Genomic DNA, 21,379 nt, shown 5'->3' on the forward strand with positions numbered 1-21,379 from the left:
GCCCCCTGACCAGCCAGGTCGCCGCCTCTGTGCCAGCGTCAATCTAGTGGGCCCCGGGCTTCCCGGGAGGGTTTCGTGGACGCGTCCGGACGGGGGACGGCGAAAGGCGGCCCTCGCCGCCCTCTGTCCATCCCGTCCAACGACACGCCGTCAACACTCCCGATCGGCGCATGCCCGGAGCGCTCCCCCGCGCCTAGCCTGCGGAGGAAACCCGCAAGAGCGTCCAGAACACCCCAGGAGCCCCGCATGAACGCTGTCCCGCAGGAGCGGCGCGTCGTCACCGCCATTCCCGGTCCGAAGTCGCAGGAGCTTCAGGCTCGCCGGCTGGAGACGGTCGCCGGGGGCGTGGGCTCCACGCTGCCGGTGTTCACGAAGCGCGCGGGCGGCGGCATCATCGAGGACGTCGACGGCAACCGGCTGATCGACTTCGGTTCCGGCATCGCCGTGACCTCCGTGGGCGCCTCCGCCGAGGCCGTGGTGCGCCGCGCCTCCGCGCAGCTCCAGGACTTCACCCACACCTGTTTCATGGTGACGCCGTACGAGGGTTACGTGGAGGTCTGCGAGGCGCTGGCCGAGCTGACCCCGGGCGACCACGCCAAGAAGTCCGCGCTGTTCAACTCGGGCGCCGAGGCCGTCGAGAACGCGGTGAAGATCGCGCGTTCGTACACCAAGCGCCAGGCCGTCGTCGTCTTCGACCACGGCTACCACGGCCGGACGAACCTCACCATGGGCATGACGGCGAAGAACATGCCGTACAAGCAGGGCTTCGGTCCGTTCGCGCCCGAGGTCTACCGCGTGCCGGTCGCCTACGGCTACCGCTGGCCCACCGGTGCCGAGAACGCCGGCCCCGAGGCCGCCGCCCAGGCGATCGACAACATCGTCAAGCAGATCGGCGCCGACAACGTCGCCGCGATCGTGATCGAGCCGGTCCTCGGCGAGGGCGGCTTCATCGAGCCGGCCAAGGGCTTCCTGCCGGCGATCGTGAAGTTCGCCAACGACAACGGCATCGTCTTCGTCGCGGACGAGATCCAGGCCGGCTTCTGCCGCACCGGCCAGTGGTTCGCCTGCGAGGACGAGGGCATCGTCCCGGACCTCATCACGACCGCCAAGGGCATCGCGGGCGGTCTGCCGCTCGCCGCCGTCACCGGCCGCGCCGAGATCATGGACTCCGTCCACGGCGGCGGTCTGGGCGGCACCTACGGCGGCAACCCGGTGGCCTGCGCCGGTGCGCTCGGCGCCATCGAGACGATGAAGGAGCTGGACCTCAACGGGAAGGCCAAGCGCATCGAGGAGGTCATGAAGGGCCGCCTCACCGCGATGCAGGAGAAGTTCCCGGTCATCGGCGACATCCGCGGCCGCGGCGCCATGATCGCCATCGAGCTGGTCAAGGACCCGGTGACGAAGGAGCCGGCCGCCGACGCCGCCGCCTCGCTCGCCAAGTTCTGCCACAACGAGGGCGTCCTCGTCCTCACCTGCGGCACCTACGGCAACGTGCTGCGCTTCCTCCCGCCGCTGGTCATCGGCGAGGACCTGCTGAACGAGGGCCTGGACGTCATCGAGGCGGCGCTGGCCGCCCTCTGACGGACGGTTCGGCGCAAAGAGTGAAGACTCTGTGGGGGGCCGATGGCGGGACGCGTTTCCCGCTGTCGGCCCCCCTCCTCGTGCCGTACGGTCTTCCCCAGATGAGAGAAACACCCAGGGCGGAGCCTCCCCAGCCCCGCCCGCACCGTGCCGATGCGCACACCACCGGAGCCTCGCGCTCCGGGACTCCTCACCGATCGGATGGCCGCCCGCCCCACACCCCCCGGGGCGCGCGGCAGCCCGATCCCCTCGGCCGCCCCGGAACCACCCCCCCTGTTCCAGGGCGGCCGGCTCTCTTCTCGGCGTTCGTCGCCCTCGCCGTCGTGACCTGGCAGGTGCTCGTCCACGGCCCCTTGACCAGGCTCGACGAGCGGGTGTCCGCGGCCGTGGTGGACTCCGTCCCGCGGCGCCTGAGCGAACTCGCCTCCGACCTCGGCAATCTGACCGTGGCGCTTCCCGTGCTCGCCGCCGCGATGGCGTACGCGGTGTGGCGCGGCCGCCGCGCCGACGCCCTGTACGCGGGCCTCGCGATGGCCGCCGTACCGCTGCTCGTCATCCCGCTGAAGGAGTGGACGGCCCGCTCCGGCCCCCTCGAACCCTGGGCCGAGGGCTACTACCCCTCCGGCCACACGGCCACCGCGATGGTGGCCTACTTCGGTGCCGCGTATCTGGTGTCGCGACGGCTCGTCCCCGTCGCCGCCGTGCTGACGGCGGTGACGGGGACGGGTCTGGTCCTGCGGGGCTACCACTGGCCGCTCGACGTGCTGGCCAGTGGCTTCCTCGGTTTCCTGGTCCTGGGGGTCGGCGGGATCGCCGCCGTCAGCTCCAGTTGTAGGCGTCGAAGTTCCGGCTGAACTCCCACTGGTTGAAGCGGTCCCAGTTGATCGACCAGGTCATCAGGCCGCGCAGGGACGACCAGGTGCCGTGGGTCTGGTAGGTGCCGCAGTTGGTCTTCTTGGTGAGGCAGTCCAGGGCCTTGTTCACCTCGGCCGGGCTGGTGTGGCCGTTGCCCGCCTGGGTGGAGGCGGGGAGGCCGATGGCGACCTGGTCGGGGCGCAGGCCCGGGAAGAAGCGCTCGGTGTTGCCGGCGACCGGGAAGCCGGCGAGCAGCATGTCGGTCATGGCGATGTGGAAGTCGGCGCCGCCCATGGAGTGGTACTGGTTGTCCAGGCCCATGATCGGGCCGGAGTTGTAGTCCTGGACGTGCAGCAGGGTGAGGTCGTCGCGCAGGGCGTGGATGACCGGCAGGTAGGCGCCGGCGCGCGGGTCCTGGCCGCCCCAGGGGCCGGAGCCGTAGAACTGGTAGCCGAGCTGGACGAAGAAGGTCTCCGGGGCCATCGTGAGGACGAACTTGGCGCCGTACTTGGCCTTGAGGGTCTTGATCGCCTGGATCAGGTTGACGATGACCGGGCTGGTCGGGTTCCGGAAGTCGGTGTCGCCGGTCTGGAGCGAGAGCGAGTGGCCCTCGAAGTCGATGTCGAGGCCGTCGAGGCCGTACTCGTCGATGATCTTCGAGACGGAGGTGACGAAGGCGTCGCGGGCCGCGGTGGTGGCGAGCTGGACCTGGCCGTTCTGGCCGCCGATGGAGATGAGGACCTTCTTGCCCGCGGCCTGCTTGGCCTTGATGGCGGTCTTGAAGTCCGCGACGGACTCGACGTTCGGGCACTCGGTCGCCGGGCACAGGCTGAAGCGGATGTCGCCGGAGGTCACCGAGGTCGGCTCGCCGAAGGCGAGGTTGATGACGTCCCAGGAGTCCGGCACGTCGGCCATGCGGGTGTAGCCGGAGCCGTTGGCGAAGCTGGAGTGGAGGTAGCCGACGAGGGCGCGGGCGGGCAGTTCGCCGCCTCCGCCGCCGCCTCCGGAGGTCGTGGTGGCGCTGACGGCCGTGGACTTCGCGGACTCGCCGGCGCTGTTGGCGGCGGAGACCTGGAAGGCGTACGGGGTGTTCGGGGTGAGGCCCGTGGCGGTGTACGAGGTGCCGGTGACCGTGGCGACGAGGGCGCCGCCGCGGTAGACCTTGTACGAGCTGGCGCCCGCGACCGCGGGCCAAATAAGCGGCACCGTGCTGGAGGTCGGGCTGCCGGCCGCGAGGCCGGTGGGCGTGGCGGGGATCTGGACCGGGTCGCCGCCGGGGCCGTACAGGGAGAGGTCGTCGGCCTGGTAGGCGGGGGTGCCGTACCAGCCGTGGGTGTAGACCGTGACCGAGGTGGTGGTGGCGCCGGTGGTGAAGGTCTTGCTGAGCTTCTGCCAGTCCGGGGCCGACTGGGTCCAGGCGTAGCCGTCGGCGGTGCCGCTGCCGGTGACGCCGAGGTAGACGTAGCTGCCGCGGACCCAGCCGCTGAGCGTGTACGTCGAGTTGGGCTTCACCGTGATGGTCTGCGCGCACTTGGCGTTGTCGCTGCCGGCGGGGGTCGCCTGGAGCGCCTTCGTCCCGCCGTGCACGGGTGAGGAGATGACGGCGCCGCTGCCCGCGGTGCAGCTCCAGCCGTCCAGGCCGGCCTCGAAGCCGCCGTTGCGGGCGAGTTCGGAGTCGGCGGCCTGGGCGGCCGGGGCGAGCGCGGCGAGCCCGCCGAGGGCGAGCGCGCCCGCGAGGAGCAGGCTGAGAGGTCTGGTGCGGTCCACGACTGCCTCCGGGGGTGGGGGATCGGAGTGGAGCGCGCCACAGCATGGTCCAGACCAATCGAGTGGTCAAGACCTCTGTACGGGAAGGGGGTTGGGAAAGGGATGCGGGAGGGGGTGCGGAAGGGGTGCGCGCACGGGGGTGGTTTCAGGAGGCGCTCCCCCCGCGCGGCCGCCCCCCGGCCGGCCCGCCGGCCGCCTCGTGCATGGCGAGTTCGAGCAGCGAGGCGTCCGTGAGGGTGCCCCGGCCGTCCGGCACCACCAGCCAGCGCACTCCCCCGGTCGCCCGCCCCGGGTGGGGCACGACGATCCAGGTGCCGGGTCCGGCGCCGCGGACCCCGGTACCGAGCCAGCGGGCGGTCGTGCCGGGCGGGACGAAGAAGCCGACACGGGAGTCGCCGAAGTCGGCGAGGACGGGTCCCGGCCGGTCGACCAGGCGCGTCAGGACGTCGAGGGTGGGGTGGCCGAGCTCCCCCGGCAGGATCAGCACGTCCCAGCGCCGGCCGGCGGGCAGCAGGGCGACCCCGTGCGGGTTGCGCTCCCACTCCCAGCGGCAGGCGTCGGGATCCGGCGCGACCGCGGCCAGCCATTCCACCGCGGCCCTGACACCGGAGGCCCCCGTAGTCGTCATCGTGCGTACTCCTCTCCGTGGGGACGCGCGGAGGTGCGCGTCCACACGGAGAGAGCGCGATGGTTCCCCGCTCTTACGCGGGTTTCCCTACCCATCGGTTGTGATCTGAATCACACCATGGGTCGCGGCGGAGACGGCTCGGTCCCGGCCGTCCGGCTTCTCAGCTGTCGAAGCCGAGGCCCAGCTTGTCCATCGCCTTGAGCCAGAGGTTGCGCCGCCCGCCGTTGGCGTCGGCGCGGGCCAGCGACCACTTGGTGATCCCGATGCCGGCCCAGGCGATCGGCTCCGGCGGGAAGGGCAGCGGCTTGGAACGGACCATGGCCAGCTCGGTCCGCTCGGTGCGCTCCCCGTCGAGGAGGTCGAGCATCACGTCGGCGCCGAAGCGGGTGGCGCCGACGCCGAGGCCGGTGTAGCCCTGCGCGTACGCCACCCGGCCCTGGTGGGCGGTGCCGAAGAAGGCCGAGAAGCGCGAGCAGGTGTCGATCGCGCCGCCCCAGGCGTGGCTGAAGCGGAGCCCCTCCAGCTGCGGGAAGCAGGTGAAGAAGTGCTCGGCCAGCTTGAGGTACGTCTCCGGGCGGTGGTCCATCTCCGCCTGCACCTTGCCGCCGAAGCGGTAGATGGCGTCGTAGCCGCCCCACAGGATGCGGTGGTCGGCCGTGATCCGGAAGTAGTGGAACTGGTTGGCCGAGTCGCCGAGGCCCTGCCGGTTCTTCCAGCCGATCGAGGCCAGCTGCTCGCCGGTGAGCGGCTCGGTGACCAGCGCGTAGTCGTAGACCGGGACGGTGTACGGGCGCAGCCGCTTGACCAGCGACGGGAAGACGTTGGTGCCGAGCGCGACCCGGCGGGCGGCGACCCGGCCGTACGGGGTGCGGACGGCCATGCCGGCGCCGGCCGCCATCAGGTCGAGGCCCGGGGTGTTCTCGAAGATCCGCACGCCGAGGTCGAGGCAGGCCCGCTTGAGGCCCCAGGCCAGCTTCGCCGGGTGGACCATCGCGACGCCGTCGCGGTCCCACAGGCCGCCGCGGAAGGTCGGCGAGTTCACCTCGGCCCGGACGGCGTCCTGGTCCAGGAGGGTGAGGCCGTCGGCGAGACCGAGCCGGGCGGCCTCCTCGTACCACTCGTGGAGCTCCTCCACCTGGTACGCCTCGGTGGCGACGTCGATCTCGCCGGTGCGCTCGAACTCGCAGTCCAGCGCGTAGCGGGTGACGGCGTCCTCGATGGCGTCGAGGTTGGCCGCGCCGAGCTGTTCGAGCTTCGGCAGCTCGCCCGGCCAGCGGGCGAGGCCGTTGCCGAAGCCGTGGGTGAGGGAGGCGGCGCAGAAGCCGCCGTTGCGGCCCGAGGCGGCCCAGCCCACCTCGCGGCCTTCGATGAGCACGACGTCCTGGGAGGGGTCGCGCTCCTTGGCGAGGAGCGCGGTCCACAGTCCGCTGTAGCCGCCGCCGACGACGAGGAGATCGCACTTCTCGGTGCCGGTGAGGGCGGGCAGGGCGCCGGGCTTGCCGGGGTCTTCCAGCCAGAAGGGGACGGGCTGGGCGTCGGAGAGAGATTGTGCAGCGAGACGCATGGCGACTGGGGCCATGGTTTCCAACTCCTTCGGTGCCTGAGAGCTTCCTACGCTCAGGCTGTTGCTGTTTTCTTGCGCCGGTTCGTGATGATTTGACCGGCCACCACAATCAGTACCGCGAGAACGAACATCCCGGTGCCGATCACGTTGATCTGAACGGGGGTACCGCGCTGAGCCGAGCCCCAGACGAACATGGGGAAGGTCACCGTGGAGCCCGCGTTGAAGTTGGTGATGATGAAGTCGTCGAACGAGAGTGCGAAGGCGAGCAGGCCGCCGGCGGCGATGCCCGGCGCGGCGATCGGCAGGGTGACGCGCAGGAAGGTCTGCGCGGGCCCGGCGTAGAGGTCGCGCGCGGCCTCCTCCAGGCGCGGGTCCATGGACATGACCCGGGCCTTGACCGCCGTCACGACGAACGACAGGCAGAACATGATGTGGGCGATGAGGACCGTCCAGAAGCCCAGCTCGATCCCCATGTTCAGGAAGAGGGTGAGCAGCGAGGCGGCCATGACGACCTCGGGCATCGCCATCGGCAGGAAGATCAGCGAGTTGATCGCGCCGCGCGCCCGGAAGCGGTAGCGGACCAGGGCGAAGGCGATCATCGTGCCGAGGACGACGGCGCCGACCGTGGCCCAGGCGGCGAGCTGGAGCGAGAGCGTCAGCGACTCGCACATGTCGGCGACGCCGCAGGGGTCCTTCCAGGCGTCGAGGGAGAACTGCTGCCAGGAGTAGTTGAAGCGCCCGTTCGGCTTGTTGAACGAGAACACCATGACCACGACGTTGGGCAGGATCATGTACGCCAGCGTCAGCAGGCCGGCGATGACGACCAGGTTCTTGCGGATCCAGCGCATCAGACGAGGTCCTCCGTTCCCGCCTTGCGGATGTAGACGGTGACCATGAGGAGCACGATCGCCATGAGGATGAAGGACAGGGCGGCGGCCGTCGGGTAGTCGAGGACGCGGAGGAACTGCGACTGGATGACGTTGCCGATCATCTTGGTGTCGGTGGAGCCGAGGAGTTCGGCGTTGACGTAGTCGCCGCTCGCCGGGATGAAGGTGAGCAGGGTGCCGGAGACGACGCCGGGCATCGACAGCGGGAAGGTCACCTTGCGGAAGGTGGTCGCCGGGGAGGCGTACAGGTCCTGGGCGGCCTCGTGCAGCCGGCCGTCGATCCGCTCCAGCGAGGTGTAGAGCGGAAGGATCATGAACGGCAGGAAGTTGTACGTGAGGCCGCAGACGACCGCCAGCGGGGTGGCGAGCACCCGCTCGCCCTCGGTCCAGCCGAGCCAGCTGGTCACGTCGAGGACGTGCAGCGCGTTGAGGACGTCGACCACCAGGCTGTCGTCGGCGAGGATCGTCTTCCAGGCCAGCGTCCGGATGAGGAAGCTGGTGAAGAAGGGGGCGATCACGAGGACGAGCAGCAGGTTGCGCCAGCGGCCGGCCTTGAAGGCGATGAGATACGCGAGCGGGTAGCCGAGCAGCAGGCAGAGCGCGGTCGCGGTGCCGGCGTACAGCAGCGAGCGCAGCAGCTGCGGCCAGTACTCGGCGAAGGCGTCGACGTACGTCCGGAAGTGCCAGGTGACCTGGAAGCCCTCTTCCAGGGAGCCGGTCTGCACCGAGGTCGACGCCTGGTAGACGAGCGGCAGGGCGAAGAAGACGAGCAGCCAGAGGATGCCGGGCAGCAGCAGCCAGTACGGGACGAGCCGCTTGCGGGTGGGAGGCTTGCGCAGAATCGGTTCTTCGACCGGTCCGGGCGCCTCCTTGGTCAGGGTGGTGGTCACGAGGCGTCCTCCACCGTCTCCACGCCGGCGTCGATGTCCTGAGTCGCGTCGAGCCCGAAGGTATGCGCCGGGTTCCAGTGCAGGACGACCTCGGCGCCGGGGCGGAGGCGGGCGTCGCGCTCGATGTTCTGCTCGTAGACCTGGAGTTCCGCGCCGGCCGGCGAGTTCACCACGTACTGGGTGGAGACGCCGATGAAGGACGAGTCGGCGATCCGGCCGGTGACCTTGTTGCGGCCGTCCGCGATCGCGCCGGCGTCGTCGGCGTGGGTGAGGGAGATCTTCTCGGGGCGGACGCCGACGAGGAGCTTGCCGCCCTGGCGGACGGCGTCGGTACAGCGGTCTCCGGGGACCCTGAGCTTGCCGCCGCCGGCCGTGACGACGACCTCGGAACCGGTCTCGACGACCTCGGCCTCGATGAGGTTGGAGGTGCCGAGGAAGTTGGCGACGAAGGTGGTGCGCGGGTTCTCGTACAGGTCGGCGGGGGCGCCGAGCTGCTCGACCCGGCCGCCGTTCATGACCGCGACCTGGTCGGCCATGGTCATGGCCTCCTCCTGGTCGTGGGTGACGTGCACGAAGGTGATGCCGACCTCGGTCTGTATCCGCTTCAGCTCCAGCTGCATCTGGCGGCGCAGCTTGAGGTCGAGCGCGCCGAGCGGCTCGTCGAGGAGGAGCACCTGCGGGTGGTTGATGAGGGCGCGGGCGACGGCGACGCGCTGCTGCTGGCCGCCGGAGAGCTGGTGCGGCTTGTGCTTCGCCTTGTCGCCGAGCTGGACGAGCTCCAGCATGTCGTCGACCTGCTTCTTCACCGACTTGATGCCGCGCCGGCGCAGACCGAAGGCGATGTTCTCGGAGATGTCCATGTGCGGGAAGAGCGCGTAGGACTGGAAGACGGTGTTGACCGGCCGCTTGTAGGGCGGCAGGTCGGTGACGTCCCGGTCGCCGAGGAAGATCGTGCCGGTGGAGGGGTCCTCCAGGCCGGCGATCATGCGCAGGGTGGTGGTCTTGCCGCAGCCGGAGGCGCCGAGCAGGGCGAAGAAGGAGCCCTGGGGCACGGTCAGGTCGAGGGGGTGGACGGCGGTGAAGGAGCCGTAGGTCTTGCTGATCCCGGTGAGTCGGACGTCGCCGCCGGTGGTCTTGTCAGTCATGGGTTGCGGTCCCGGATCTTCGTGGCTTCGTGGCCTGGTGACGGTGGACGACGGCTCAGGCGCCGATGAGCTTGGCGAACTTCTCCTCGTACGCCGTCTCTTCCTCGCTGGTCAGCGAGCGGAAGGCGCGGGACTTCCTGGCCATGGCCTTGTCCGGGAGGATCAGCGTGTTGGCCGCGAGCTCGGGGTCGATCTCGGCCAGTTCGTCCTTCACCCCGTCGACGGGGCAGACGTAGTTGATGTAGGCGGCGAGCTGGGCGGCCACCGGGAGCTCGTAGTAGTAGTCGATGAGCTTCTCGGCGTTGGCCTTGTGCCGGGCCTGGGTGGGGACGAGCAGGTTGTCCGTGGACGTGATGTAGCCGGCGTTCGGGATCGTGTACTGGATGTCCGGGTTGTCGGCCTGGAGCTGGATGATGTCGCCGGCCCACGCCAGACAGGCCGCGAGGTCGCCCTTGTCCAGGTCGGAGGTGTAGTCGTTGCCGGTGAAGCGGCGTATCTGCTTCCTGTCGACGGCCTTCTGGAGGCGGCCGATCGCCGCGTCGAAGTCGGCGTCGGTGAACTTCCCCGGGTCCTTGCCCTGGTCGAGCAGGGTCATGCCGACGGTGTCGCGCATCTCGGTGAGGAAGCCGACCCGGCCCTTGAGCGCGGGGTCGTCGAGGAGCTGGCTGACCGAGTCGACCTTCTTCCCGCCGGTCGCCTTGGTGTTGTACGCGATGACGGTGGAGATGCCGGTCCAGGGGTACGAGTAGGACCGGCCCGGGTCCCAGTCGGGGCGGCGGAACTGCGCGGACAGGTTGGCGTACGCGTTGGGCAGGTTCGCCGGGTCGAGCTTCTGCGCCCAGCCGAGCCGGATGATGCGGGCGGCGAGCCAGTCGGTGACGCAGATCAGGTCGCGGCCGGTGTCCTGGCCGGCCGCGAGCTGCGGCTTGATCTTGCCGAAGAACTCGACGTTGTCGTTGATGTCCTCGGTGTACTTGACCTTGATCCCGGTGCGTTTCGCGAACGCCTCCAGGGTCGGGCGGGACTTCTCGTCCTCGCTGACGTCCATGTACTCGGTCCAGTTGGAGAAGTTGAGGGTCTTCTCCTTGTCCGAGAAGTCGCTGGACGCCGGGCCCTGGCCCTCCCGCTTGGCCGGCGGGATGCCACAGGCGGTCAGACCGGCCAGGCCGCCGACCGTGAGCGCGCCCACGCCGCCCGCCCGCAGCAGCGAGCGGCGGCTGAGGGCACCACGGCCGCTCGTCATGCTGCGCCGGATCGCCGCCAGCTGGGCGGCGGACAGGCGGTCGGGCTCGTACTGCTCCATGCGCTGTGCCCTTTCGGGATGGTTGCGCCGCTGGTCGGGCGGCAGACGACTATCGGTCCCCGAAGATCGTGCGGTGCCAGTCCTTGGCCGCCACCGCGGTGTTGTCGAACATCACGTGCTTGACCTGCGTGTACTCCTCGAAGGAGTAGGCCGACATGTCCTTTCCGTAGCCGGATGCCTTGTATCCGCCGTGCGGCATCTCGCTGATGATCGGGATGTGGTCGTTGACCCAGACGCAGCCGGCCTTGATCTCGCGGGTGGCCCTGTTCGCCCGGAAGACGTCGCGGCTCCAGGCGGAGGCGGCGAGGCCGTACGGGGTGTCGTTGGCGAGCCGGATGCCCTCGTCGTCGCTGTCGAAGGGCAGGGCCACCAGGACCGGTCCGAAGATCTCCGACTGCACGACCTCGCTGTCCTGCGCGGCGCCGGTGATCAGGGTGGGCCGATAGTATGCGCCGTTCTTGAGCTCCCCACCAGGGGCTTCTCCTCCGGTGACCACGGTCGCGTACCCCCGGGCCCGCTCGACGAAGCCGGCCACCCGGTCGCGCTGGACGTGCGAGACCAGCGGGCCGAGATCGGTGGCGGGGTCGGCGGGGTCGCCGAGCCGGACGGTCTCCATGAGCTCCGCGACCCGGGCCACGAAGGCGTCGAAGAGGGGGCGCTGGACGTAGGCGCGGGTGGCGGCGGTGCAGTCCTGGCCGGTGTTGATGAGGGAGGCGGCGACGGCGCCGTGGGCGGCGGCCTCCAGGTCGGCGTCGTCGAAGACGACGAAGGGCGCCTTGCCGCCGAGCTCCAGGTGGAGCCGCTTCACGGTGGCGGTGGCGACCTCGGCGACCCGCTTGCCGACCGGGGTGGAGCCGGTGAAGGAGGTCATGGCCACGTCGGGGTGGCCGACCAGGTGCTCGCCGGCCTCGCGGCCGGATCCGTTGACGACGTTGACGACGCCGTCCGGGATGCCGGCCTCGGTGGCCGCCTGGGCGAACATCAGCGAGGTGAGCGGCGTCAGCTCGGCCGGCTTCAGGACGATGGTGTTGCCGGCGGCGATCGCCGGGAGGATCTTCCAGGCGGCCATCTGGAGGGGGTAGTTCCAGGGGGCGATGGAGCCGACCACGCCGATCGGCTCGCGCCGGACGTACGAGGTGTGGTCTCCGGAGTACTCGCCGGCCGACTGGCCCTGGAGGTGACGGGCCGCGCCCGCGAAGAAGGCGGTGTTGTCGACGGTGCCGGGCACGTCGAACTCGGTGGTGAGCCGGATCGGCTTGCCGCACTGGAGCGACTCGACCCGGGCGAACTCCTCGGCCCGCTCGGCCAGGACCGCGGCGAAGCGGTGCAGGGCGTCGGAGCGCTCACCGGGGGTGGCGCCCGCCCAGCCGGGGAAGGCGGCCTTGGCCGCGGCGACGGCCTCGTCGACGTCCGCGGTGGAGGCGAGTTCGTAGGTGTACACGCTCTCGCCGGTGGCCGGGTCGACGACGCTGTGGGTCCGTCCCGAGGTTCCGGGGCGGAGCCGTCCGCCGATGTACTGCGCGCCGTCCGCGAAGCGGTCCGTCACCTGGAAGCGGTTGCCCATGACGCTCTCCGTTGTCCCAGCTCGAATTGAGTGCCGATCCTGACAGAGGGATACAGCCCGAACAAGTGATTCCGTTGTTGCCTTTTGGTTACCCGACGGAATCGGTCGACCATGTGTCGAGGTCCCGGGAAAATCTTCGTACGGAATGTCTGTCGCGGATGTCAGACTCGCGTGCATGATGACGGTCGAATCACTGACACAGCAGGTCAGCAGGGGTGACACGGTGAAGTGGCTGCACTTCTGGGGCCACCGCGCGGCCCCGGACGGGCGGCTCACGCAGAGCTGTCTGAGCCAGTGGTGGCCGTCACCCTTCGAGGTCGCCGGCGTGCGGTACGCGACGGCGGAACACTGGATGATGGCGGAGAAGGCGCGGCTCTTCGGCGACGCCGAGGCGGAGCGTGCCGCGCTCCGTGCGGCGACCCCGGCCGAGGCCAAGAACGCGGGGCGCCTCGTCCGCGGCTTCGACGAGACGGTGTGGGCGCGGGAGCGCTTCGGGATCGTGGTGGCCGGCAGCTTCCACAAGTTCGCCTCGGACGAGGGGCTGCGGAGCTATCTGCTCGGGACGAACACCCGCGTCCTGGTGGAGGCGAGCCCGCTCGACCGCGTGTGGGGCATCGGCCTCGCCGCCGGCGACCCCGGCGCCCACGACCCGGCCCGCTGGCGCGGCCTCAACCTGCTGGGCTTCGCGCTGATGGAGGCCCGGGAGCGGCTGCGTACGGAGTCCTAGGCCGTTTCTTCCAGGGCCTGGGGGAGGGCCTGGCGGGGGGTGTCGACGACGAGGATCGCGGAGGTCCGCTCCCCGGTCCCCTCCTCCTCGTACTCCTCGTACCGGTAGGCCAGGACGATGAGGACCAGGACCGCGGCTCCGAGGACGAGCGAGACGCTGCCGAGGACGATGCCCGCGGTGGCGGACCCGCCGTTGTTCGCCTCGCCCCGGTTGGCCCGCTTGCGGCCGAGGATGCCGAAGATCAGGGCGAGGACGCCGAGCACGATCGACGGGACGCCCCAGAGCCAGAACAGGCAGGTGCCGATGATGCCGAGCACCAGGGCGGCCGTGCCCATGCCGTTGCGCTGTCCGGACATCGGCCCGTAGGGCATCGGGTGCACCGGCGGGTAGCCGTACGAGCCGGTGGCGGGCCCTGCGGGCGGGTAGCCGTACGAGCCGGTGGCGGGGCCCGCGGGCGGGTAGCCGTACCCGGGGACGGGCGCCGGGTGGCCGTATCCCGGCGCGGCCGGGCGGGGCGGGTGGCCGTACCCGGGCGGGGGCGTCGGCGCGCCGTACGCGGCCGGGCCGCCGGGGGCGACGGGGGGCGGCGGCAGCTCTCCGCCGGCCACGTCCCCGGTGGGTATCGAGGTGATCGTCGGCTGGTCGTGCACCGGGACCCGCTTGCCCGGCTCCACCGGGGCCTGCGCGCGCTCCGGAGGAGCCCACGGGTCGACGGAGTCCCCGCCCTGCGGGCGCGGCACGGCTCGGTCGGACATGTCGGGGCTCCCTCCCTGGTCCCGTCATGCTACGGCGTCCGCCGCGGCTCCCCCCGCCCGGCCTACGATGACCCGATGACCGATCTCCACCCCTTCATCGCGGGACTGCCCAAGGCCGAGCTGCACGTCCACCACGTGGGCTCCGCCTCCCCCCGGATCGTCTCCGAGCTGGCCGCACGGCATCCGGACTCCAAGGTCCCCACGGACCCGGAGGCGCTGGCCGACTACTTCACCTTCACCGACTTCGCGCACTTCATCGACGTGTACCTCTCCGTCGTGGACCTCGTGCGCACCCCCGAGGACGTCCGGCTGCTGACCTTCGAGGTCGCCCGGGACATGGCCCGGCAGAACATCCGCTACGCCGAGCTGACCGTCACCCCGTACTCCTCGACCCGCCGCGGCATCGACGAGCGGGCGTTCATGGCCGCGATCGAGGACGCCCGCAAGGCGGCGGAGGCCGAGTTCGGCACCGTGCTGCGCTGGTGCTTCGACATCCCCGGCGAGGCCGGTCTGGACGCCGCCGAGGAGACCGCGCGGCTCGCCGTCACCGACGGCATCCGCCCCGACGGCCTGGTCTCCTTCGGTCTCGGCGGCCCGGAGATCGGAGTCCCGCGCCCGCAGTTCAAGCCGTACTTCGACCGGGCCCGCGCGGCCGGGCTCCGCTCGGTGCCGCACGCCGGCGAGACCACGGGACCCCAGACGGTCTGGGACGCCATCCGCGACCTGGGGGCCGAGCGCATCGGCCACGGCACCAGCTCCGTGCGGGACCCGGAGCTGCTCGCGTACCTGGCGGAGCACCGGATCGCCCTGGAGGTCTGCCCGACCTCCAACATCGCGACCCGGGCGGTGGCGACGCTCGACGAGCACCCGATCCGGGCCATGGTGGACGCCGGTGTCCTGGTGACGGTCAACAGCGACGACCCGCCGATGTTCGGCACCGACCTGAACACCGAGTACGCGGTCGCCGCCCGGCTCCTGGGGCTGGACGAGCGCGGGCTGGCCGGCCTCGCGAAGAACGCGGTGGAGGCGTCCTTCCTCGACCCGGCCGGCAAGGAGCGGCTGGCCGCCGAGATCGACACGTACACGGAGGACTGGCTGGCGCGCTGAGTCCCGGCGAAGAATGGGGCCATGCGATCCGTCACTGTCGTAGGCCACCGCGGCGACCCGTACCGCGCCCGTGAGAACACCCTCGCCTCGATCGGCTCCGCCTTCGAGGCGGGCGCGGACGCGGTCGAGGTCGACGTCCGGCTCACCGGGGACGAGGTGCCCGTCCTCCTGCACGACGACACCCTGAAGCGGCTGTGGCGCCACGACCGGCCGCTCTCCTCGCTCACCCACGAGCAGCTGCGCGAGCTGACCCGCGGCGGGGTGCCGACGCTCCGGGACGCGCTCCTGGCGGCCGGACCGCGCCGGCTGATGCTGGACCTGCCCGGCGGGAACGAGGCGTCGGTCCGGCGGATCGTCGGCGCCGTCCGCGAGGCCGGCGCCGGCGAGCGCGTCTACTACTGCGCGGGCTCGGTCGCGATGCTCCAGGTCCGGGCGGCCGACCCGCACGCGGAGATCGCCCTCACCTGGACGTCGCTGGCGCCGCCGCGCCGGGTGCTCCTCGACGCGGTCCGGCCGAAGTGGCTCAACTACCGCTTCGGCCTTGTCAGTAGCGCGCTCGCCGAGCGGGTGCACCGGGACGGGCTGCTCGTCTCGGCCTGGACGCCGGACACCCGCAGGAGCATGCGTAGGCTGATCGCCAACGGGGTCGACTCGATCACCACCAACCGGGTCGACGTCCTCGCCGCCGTCCTGCGAAAGGCTCCCTGATGAACGACCGGATCCGCACCGACATCGCCCACAACGCCCGGGTGTGGAACTACTGGCTGGGCGGCAAGGACAACTACCCGGTGGACCGCGCCGTCGGCGACCAGGTCACCGCCTTCCACCCGGGCATCGGCGAAGTCGCCCGCGCCGACCGGGCGTTCCTCGGCCGGGTGGTGACCGGACTGGCCGGGGACGGCGTCCGCCAGTTCCTCGACATCGGCACGGGCCTCCCGACCGCCGACAACACCCACGAGGTGGCGCAGCGGATGGCGCCGGACGCCCGGATCGTCTACGTCGACAACGACCCGATCGTCCTCACCCACGCCCGGGCGCTGCTGACCAGCGCCCCCGAGGGCGTCACCTCCTACGTGGACGCCGACGCCCACGACCCGGAGAAGATCGTGGCGGCGGCCGGCGAGGTCCTGGACCTGACGCGCCCGGTGGCGGTGCTGATGCTGGGCATCCTCAACTTCGTCCTGGACACCGACGAGGCGCGGTCGATCGTGCGGACGCTGATGGCCGCGGTGCCCTCGGGCAGCCACCTCGTCCTCACCCATCCGACGTACGACCCGGAGCTGGGCGGCGAGGCCAACAGGGCGGCGATGGCGTTCTGGAACGAGAACGCCACCCCGCCCATCACCGCCCGCACCCGCGAGGAGTTCACGTCCTTCTTCGACGGCCTCGAAATCCTCGGCCCGGGCGTCGTCTCGTGCGCGCGGTGGGGCGCGCCGGAGGCCCCCTCGGTGGCGCAGTTCGGCGCGGTGGGCCGCAAGCCGTAATGCGGATACGGGGGACGGGGCAGGCCCGCGAGTGGGGTGCGGCGCATCCGCGGGCCGTGGACGCGGGGCTCGCGCTGCTGGTGCAGGCGGCGGTGACGATGCCCTTCGTGGTGCCGCGACCGCCGGAGCTGGAGCCGGCGACCTGGGAGGCGTACGGGCTGACGACGCTGACCGTGCTGCCGCTGGTGTGGCGGCGGCGGGCGCCGATGGCGGTGCTGCTCGCGGTGATCGCCGCCAGCGCGCTGTACAAGCTGGCGGTGGAGGGTCCGGGGCAGCCGCTGCCGTACCAGGGGCTGGTGTGCGTGCACACGGTCGCGGCGCTCGGGACGGCCCGGCAGCGGGTGGTGGCGGCCGCGCTGCTGGTGGTCGCGGTGCCGGTGTCGGTGTGGCTCAACACCCGGTCGGCCCGCGAACTCACCTTCTCGCTCTTCGTGTTCGGCGCGGCCTATGTCTTCGGCCGGCTGACGGACGCCCGGCAGCGGGCGCAGGCCGTGGAGGCGGAGCGGGCGGCCGCCCGGGAACGGGCCCGGATCGCGCGGGAGATGCACGACATCCTGTCGCACGCGGTGAGCCTGATGATCGTGCAGGCGGAGGCCGGTCCGGTGGCGGTGCGCAGGGCGCCGGAGCGGGCGGAGGCGGCCTTCGAGGCGATCTCGGCGACCGGGCGGGACGCGATGGACCAACTGCGGCGGATGCTGGGCGTGCTGCGGGACGAGGACCCGGGCGGCGGGCGCTCGCCCCAGCCGGACCTCGGCGAACTGCCCGCGCTCCTCGACCGGGTGCGGGCCGGCGGCCTGGACGTGCGGTACGAGACCTCCGGAGAGGTGGCGGGGCTGCCCGCGCCGCTCGCGGCGACGGCGTACCGGATCGCGCAGGAGGCCCTGACCAACACGGTCCGGCACGCCCGGGCCCGTACCGCCACGGTCCGGATCGACCGCCGCGGCCCGCTCCTCACCGTCGTGGTCACCGACGACGGGCGCGGCCCGCGGTCGGCCGCGCTCCGGCCGCCGGGCCGGTCCGCGGGCCACGGTCTGACGGGGATACGGGAGCGGGCGGCGGCGCACGGCGGCACGGCGACGGCGGGCGCGGGGCCCGGCGGCACCGGATTCGAGGTGCGGGCGGAACTGCCCGTAGCCTCCCCCGCGGAGGTGGGACCGTGACGATCCGTGTGGTGGTGGCCGACGACCAGGAGCTGGTGCGCAGCGGTTTCGCGCTGATCCTCGACGTCCAGGACGACATCGAGGTGGTCGCGGAGGTCGCCGACGGGGCGGCGGCGGTGGAGGCGGTGCGCCGCCACCGGCCGGACGTGGCGCTGCTCGACATCCGGATGCCCCGGATGGACGGGATCGAGGCGTGCCGGACGATCAGCGCGCAGAGCGCCTGCCGGACGGTGATCCTGACGACCTTCGACTCGGACGCGTACGTGTACGAGGCGCTGCACGCGGGGGCGAGCGGCTTCCTCCTGAAGGACGTGCGCCGGGACGATCTGGTGCACGCGGTCCGGGTGGTGGCGGCGGGCGACTCGCTGCTGGCGCCGTCGGTGGCGAGGCGGCTGGTGGAGCAGTACACGGCGGGCGGTCCGCGCCGGGCCGCGGCGCCGGATCCGCGGCTCGGCGTGCTGACGGGCCGTGAGCGGGAGACGCTGCTGCTGCTCGCGCGGGGCCTGTCGAACGCGGAGATCGCGGCGGAGCTGGTGGTCAGCGAGCACACGGTGAAGACCCATGTGGGCAACGTGCTGGCGAAGCTGGGGCTGCGGGACCGGATCCAGGCGGTGATCTGCGCCTACGAGACGGGCCTGGTGGCGCCCGGTCCTCCCCCGCCGGGGGGATCCTCCGGCGCCGGCCCCTCCCCCGCGCGGGCGAGGGAGTGACGGGCGGGGACCGCCGGTGCGGGTGATCCGCGGATCGTCGCCGGTCAGCAGGATGGAGCCATCGAGAACGACGGCTCACATCACGGGAGTTGACCATGAGGAAGTCCACCCGCACGCTGCTCGCCGCCGCCCTGGTCCTGGGCGTCGCGGCGGGCCCCACCGCTCTCTCCCCCGCCTTCGCGGCGCCCGCCCCCGTCGCGGCCGGGGCGACGCCGGCCGCGACCGCCCCGTCCTCCCCCGACCTGTCGGCGGTGCTCGCGGGGCTGCCGCGCGCCGACACGACGGCGGCCCTGGTCCGGGTGGGCGGCACGGAGGGCGTCTGGCGGGGCAGCGCGGGCGTCCACGACCTGGAGTCGGGGGCGCCGGCCGATCCGGCGGGCCGCTTCCGGGCGGGTTCGGTGACGAAGGTGTTCACGGCGGCGACGGTGCTCCAGCTGGCCGCCGAGGGGCGGGTCGACCTGGACCGGACGGCCCGCTCGTACCTGCCGGAGCTGATCCCGGGCCGGTACGCGACGGTGACCGTCCGCCAGTTGCTGAACCACACGCACGGCATCCCGGCGCCGGACTTCCCCGGGACGACGGTGGAGGAGTGGTACGAGGACCGCTTCGCCGTCCACGAGCCGGAGGAACTGGTCCGCTCGGCGACCGCGAAGCCCCGCGAGTTCCGTCCCGGCACCCGTCAGCACTACCTGAACATCGGCTACACGATCGCGGGCCTGGTCGTGGAGCGGGTGACCGGGGACTCGTACGAGGAGCAGGTGGGCCGGCGGATCCTGCGCCCGCTCGGCCTGCGGGACACCTACCTCCCGGGGCGGGAGGCCGGGATCCGGGGCCCGTACAACCACGGCTACCAGCTGATGCGGCTGGAGGACGGGACGACCGGGCTGCGGGACGTCTCGGTGTGGCGGGCGACGGACGGGTGGGCGGCCGGTGACCTGATCTCGACCACGGCGGACCTGGAGCGGTTCACCCGCGCCCTGTTCGCGGGCCGGGTGGTCCGCGGCCCGCTCCTGGAGGAGATGTTCACCCTGCCGGAGGTGAGCGACTTCCGCAGCGGCGACCCGGCCGCCTTCTCCGTCGGCCTGTCGATGAAGCGGCTGGGCGGGCGCGAGGTGTGGGGCAAGACGGGTGGCCGCTGGGGGTACAACGCGGCGATCGCCTCGACCCGCCACGGGGAGCGGACGCTGGTCTACTCCGTCAACTCCACCGACGCCAAGGGGCAGGACACCAACCGGACGGTCCTCGGCCTGATGGTCGGGGCCTACGGCCTGCCGGACTGATCACCGGCGTCCGCCGGGCCGGGCGCGACCGTCCGGCCGGTGCGCCCCGGGACCGGGTGGCGGCGGTCCGCGGCTACGCGGGTACGGCCTCCGGTGCCGGCGCCGTCGCGGTGACGGCTTCGAGGCGCTTGATCATGCGGCGCACGTGGATCAGGGGCAGGATGCCGAAGACCCCGAAGGACATGTCGATGACCGACCACCAGAAGGGGATGTCCCGGATCGGCCCGCAGATCAGGGCCAGGGGGATGATGCCGGCGCAGGCGATCATCCCGAACTCGACGACCCATATGTTGCGGACGGGGTCGCGGTACACGCCGTAGAAGGCGACGGCGATGACGAGGTGGGCGAAGGCCAGCCAGTCGGTGCCGTACAGCAGGTACGGCGCCTCGGCCGAAGCGGTCTCCAGCCCGCCGGCCACCTTGTGGATCCATTCCGCGAGCCCGGGCAGGGCCTGTGCGACCGGCGCCGCCCAGCCGGTCAGCGAGGAGTCGAGCCACCGGAGTTCGGTGACGAGCGGGAAGGCGGTGAGCCCGCTCAGGACGAGACACACGACGAAGAGGATCAGCCAGGCGCGGATGCGCGCGAGAAGGGCTCCGGGCCCGTTCGTGTCGCTCATGGGCCCAGCGTACGCCCCTCTTGAACGTGTTCAGAAATGGGGGGCGGCCTCAGAGCCCGACGATCCCGTTCCACCGCTTGGCCATCGCGCGGCGCTCGGTGGAGGTGATGTCGCGGGCGATGGAGAGGCGGCCGCGCATCTCCTTGTCGGGGAAGATCAGCGGGTCCTCGGCGAGGGCGGCCAGCTCCTCGTCGCCGGAGTCCGCGAGGACGGCCTGGGCGGCCGGGACGGGGCAGACGTAGTTGACCCAGGCGGCGAGTTCGGCGGCGACCTCGGGCTCGTAGTAGTAGTCGACGAGCTTCTCGGCGTTGGCCTTGTGGCGGGCGAGGTTGGGGACCATCAGCGACTCGGCCCACAGTTCGCCGCCCTCCTCGGGGACGACGAACTCGATGTCGGGGTTGTCGGCCTGGAGCTGGATGACGTCGCCGGAGTACGCCTGGCAGGCGAGCACGTCGCCGCCGGCGAGGTCCTTGATGTAGTCGTTCCCGGTGAAGCGGCGGATGTGCTTGGTCCTGACCAGCTCCTCGATCCGGTCGCAGACCCGGTGGAAGTCGGACTCGGTCCAGCGGGTGACGTCCACGCCGTCGCCCTGCATGAGCAGGGAGATGGACTCGTCGAGGCCGGAGAGGAGGGTGACCTTGCCGCGCAGGTCGGCGTCCCACAGCTGGCCGGTGGAGCGCAGCTCCCGGCCGAGCCTGCGCCGGTTGTAGGCGATGCCGGTGATGCCGGACTGCCAGGGCACGGAGTGCAGCCGGCCGGGGTCGAAGGCGGGGCGCAGCAGTTGCGGGTCGAGGTGGTCGGCGACGTGCGTCTGCGCGGCGCGGTCCATCTTCTGGACCCAGCCGAGGCGGACGAAGCGGGCGGCCATCCAGTCGCTGACGACGATGAGGTCGCGGTCGGTGGTCTGGCCGTTCATCAGGGCCGGGCCGACCTTGCCGAAGAACTCGTCGTTGTCGTTGATCTCCTCGGTGTAGTGGACGGAGATCCCGGTCCGCTCCCGGAAGGCGTCGAGCGTGGGCCGCTTGCGCGGATCGTCGTCGGCGGTGTCGATGTAGAGCGGCCAGTTGGCGAAGGTGACGGTCCGCTCGCGGCCGGACAGGTCGCGGCCGGCCCGCCGGTCCTCGGCGACGTAGGCGGGCTTGACGCCGCAGGCGGCGAGGAGGCCGGCGGCGCCGGCGGCGCCGAGACCCCGCAGGAGGGACCGGCGCGGCATGGGGTTCCTGGCTGTCGCTCTCACCCGTGCAGCATCCCGTCCGGCTCCTCGGCCCCGCAATGGACGCTCCGTCGAGCGGCACGCCACGGCCCCGACACCTTGTCGATCATCGGATCGACGGGTGCCGGGGCCGTGGCGGGCGG

The 21,379-nt window shown here is 71.7% G+C and carries 20 protein-coding genes; 9 read left to right on the top strand and 11 right to left on the bottom strand.

Annotation, left to right across the window (positions count from 1 at the left end):
* Positions 1 to 246 precede the first annotated feature (246 nt).
* Positions 247 to 1,581: a 4-aminobutyrate--2-oxoglutarate transaminase gene (gene gabT / locus ACFYT9_RS14295; RefSeq protein ID WP_376596887.1), complete on the top strand. Its 1,335-nt coding sequence runs from the start codon at positions 247 to 249 to the stop codon at positions 1,579 to 1,581.
* A 101-nt stretch (positions 1,582 to 1,682) separates the two neighbouring features.
* Positions 1,683 to 2,435: a phosphatase PAP2 family protein gene (locus ACFYT9_RS14300; RefSeq protein WP_389163447.1), complete on the top strand. Its 753-nt coding sequence runs from the start codon at positions 1,683 to 1,685 to the stop codon at positions 2,433 to 2,435.
* On the opposite strand, the gene ACFYT9_RS14305 is transcribed toward ACFYT9_RS14300, so the two are convergent.
* The 8 genes from ACFYT9_RS14305 to ACFYT9_RS14340 form a co-directional block, all read right to left on the bottom strand.
* A complete protein-coding gene (locus ACFYT9_RS14305; RefSeq protein ID WP_389163450.1) occupies positions 2,401 to 4,203 on the bottom strand; it encodes a chitinase in 1,803 nt (600 codons plus the stop codon). The two genes, ACFYT9_RS14300 and ACFYT9_RS14305, sit on opposite strands and share 35 nt — an antisense overlap.
* A gap of 145 nt (positions 4,204 to 4,348) precedes the next feature.
* Positions 4,349 to 4,831, bottom strand: coding sequence for a hypothetical protein (locus ACFYT9_RS14310; RefSeq protein ID WP_387276362.1), 483 nt, complete (start codon positions 4,829 to 4,831; stop codon positions 4,349 to 4,351).
* Positions 4,832 to 4,991: 160 nt separating this feature from the next.
* Entirely contained in the window at positions 4,992 to 6,410 is a 1,419-nt protein-coding gene (locus ACFYT9_RS14315; protein WP_389163453.1) for an NAD(P)/FAD-dependent oxidoreductase, read from the bottom strand.
* Positions 6,411 to 6,448: 38 nt separating this feature from the next.
* Positions 6,449 to 7,243 carry an ABC transporter permease gene (locus ACFYT9_RS14320; RefSeq protein ID WP_376596896.1) on the bottom strand — a complete coding sequence of 265 codons (795 nt, stop codon included), beginning with the start codon at positions 7,241 to 7,243 and terminating at the stop codon, positions 6,449 to 6,451.
* Positions 7,243 to 8,172, bottom strand: a complete 930-nt coding sequence (locus ACFYT9_RS14325) for an ABC transporter permease (RefSeq protein WP_376596898.1) — start codon at positions 8,170 to 8,172, stop codon at positions 7,243 to 7,245. The genes ACFYT9_RS14320 and ACFYT9_RS14325 overlap by 1 nt, the downstream gene beginning before the upstream one ends.
* The gene (locus ACFYT9_RS14330; RefSeq protein WP_387276357.1) at positions 8,169 to 9,317 is read right to left on the bottom strand and encodes an ABC transporter ATP-binding protein; all 1,149 of its coding nucleotides are present in this window, start codon (positions 9,315 to 9,317) and stop codon (positions 8,169 to 8,171) included. Before ACFYT9_RS14330 ends, ACFYT9_RS14325 begins: the two co-directional genes overlap by 4 nt.
* A 55-nt stretch (positions 9,318 to 9,372) precedes the next feature.
* The gene (locus ACFYT9_RS14335) at positions 9,373 to 10,620 is read right to left on the bottom strand and encodes a PotD/PotF family extracellular solute-binding protein (protein WP_376596902.1); all 1,248 of its coding nucleotides are present in this window, start codon (positions 10,618 to 10,620) and stop codon (positions 9,373 to 9,375) included.
* 49 nt (positions 10,621 to 10,669) lie between these two features.
* Entirely contained in the window at positions 10,670 to 12,184 is a 1,515-nt protein-coding gene (locus tag ACFYT9_RS14340) for a gamma-aminobutyraldehyde dehydrogenase (RefSeq protein ID WP_387276355.1), read from the bottom strand.
* A gap of 175 nt (positions 12,185 to 12,359) precedes the next feature.
* Here ACFYT9_RS14340 and ACFYT9_RS14345 point away from each other — a divergent pair, with 175 nt between their 5' ends.
* Positions 12,360 to 12,911: an NADAR family protein gene (locus tag ACFYT9_RS14345; protein ID WP_376596906.1), complete on the top strand. Its 552-nt coding sequence runs from the start codon at positions 12,360 to 12,362 to the stop codon at positions 12,909 to 12,911.
* Here the strand turns inward: ACFYT9_RS14345 and ACFYT9_RS14350 are convergent.
* Positions 12,908 to 13,666: a DUF4190 domain-containing protein gene (locus tag ACFYT9_RS14350; RefSeq protein WP_389163459.1), complete on the bottom strand. Its 759-nt coding sequence runs from the start codon at positions 13,664 to 13,666 to the stop codon at positions 12,908 to 12,910. The two genes, ACFYT9_RS14345 and ACFYT9_RS14350, sit on opposite strands and share 4 nt — an antisense overlap.
* Before the next feature lie 75 nt (positions 13,667 to 13,741).
* On the opposite strand from ACFYT9_RS14350, the gene ACFYT9_RS14355 reads away from it, so the two are divergent.
* From ACFYT9_RS14355 to ACFYT9_RS14380, 6 genes are all read left to right on the top strand, one after another.
* On the top strand, positions 13,742 to 14,773 hold the full coding sequence (locus ACFYT9_RS14355; RefSeq protein ID WP_389163462.1) for an adenosine deaminase: 1,032 nt from the start codon (positions 13,742 to 13,744) through the stop codon (positions 14,771 to 14,773).
* 21 nt (positions 14,774 to 14,794) lie between these two features.
* A complete protein-coding gene (locus ACFYT9_RS14360; protein WP_387276349.1) occupies positions 14,795 to 15,481 on the top strand; it encodes a glycerophosphodiester phosphodiesterase in 687 nt (228 codons plus the stop codon).
* Positions 15,481 to 16,257, top strand: coding sequence for an SAM-dependent methyltransferase (locus ACFYT9_RS14365; RefSeq protein WP_389163465.1), 777 nt, complete (start codon positions 15,481 to 15,483; stop codon positions 16,255 to 16,257). The genes ACFYT9_RS14360 and ACFYT9_RS14365 overlap by 1 nt, the downstream gene beginning before the upstream one ends.
* On the top strand, positions 16,257 to 17,417 hold the full coding sequence (locus ACFYT9_RS14370; RefSeq protein WP_389163468.1) for a sensor histidine kinase: 1,161 nt from the start codon (positions 16,257 to 16,259) through the stop codon (positions 17,415 to 17,417). The genes ACFYT9_RS14365 and ACFYT9_RS14370 overlap by 1 nt, the downstream gene beginning before the upstream one ends.
* On the top strand, positions 17,414 to 18,127 hold the full coding sequence (locus ACFYT9_RS14375; RefSeq protein ID WP_389163471.1) for a response regulator: 714 nt from the start codon (positions 17,414 to 17,416) through the stop codon (positions 18,125 to 18,127). Before ACFYT9_RS14370 ends, ACFYT9_RS14375 begins: the two co-directional genes overlap by 4 nt.
* Before the next feature lie 95 nt (positions 18,128 to 18,222).
* Positions 18,223 to 19,407 (top strand): serine hydrolase domain-containing protein, encoded by a 1,185-nt coding sequence (locus ACFYT9_RS14380; RefSeq protein WP_389163474.1) that lies wholly within the window; start codon positions 18,223 to 18,225, stop codon positions 19,405 to 19,407.
* Positions 19,408 to 19,480: 73 nt separating this feature from the next.
* On the opposite strand, the gene ACFYT9_RS14385 is transcribed toward ACFYT9_RS14380, so the two are convergent.
* On the bottom strand, positions 19,481 to 20,023 hold the full coding sequence (locus ACFYT9_RS14385) for a hypothetical protein (RefSeq protein WP_387276341.1): 543 nt from the start codon (positions 20,021 to 20,023) through the stop codon (positions 19,481 to 19,483).
* A gap of 49 nt (positions 20,024 to 20,072) precedes the next feature.
* Entirely contained in the window at positions 20,073 to 21,236 is a 1,164-nt protein-coding gene (locus tag ACFYT9_RS14390) for a spermidine/putrescine ABC transporter substrate-binding protein (protein ID WP_387276339.1), read from the bottom strand.
* Positions 21,237 to 21,379 lie beyond the last annotated feature (143 nt).

This window comes from Streptomyces sp. NPDC004435 (assembly GCF_042873895.1).
Classification (GTDB): Bacteria; Actinomycetota; Actinomycetes; order Streptomycetales; family Streptomycetaceae; genus Streptomyces.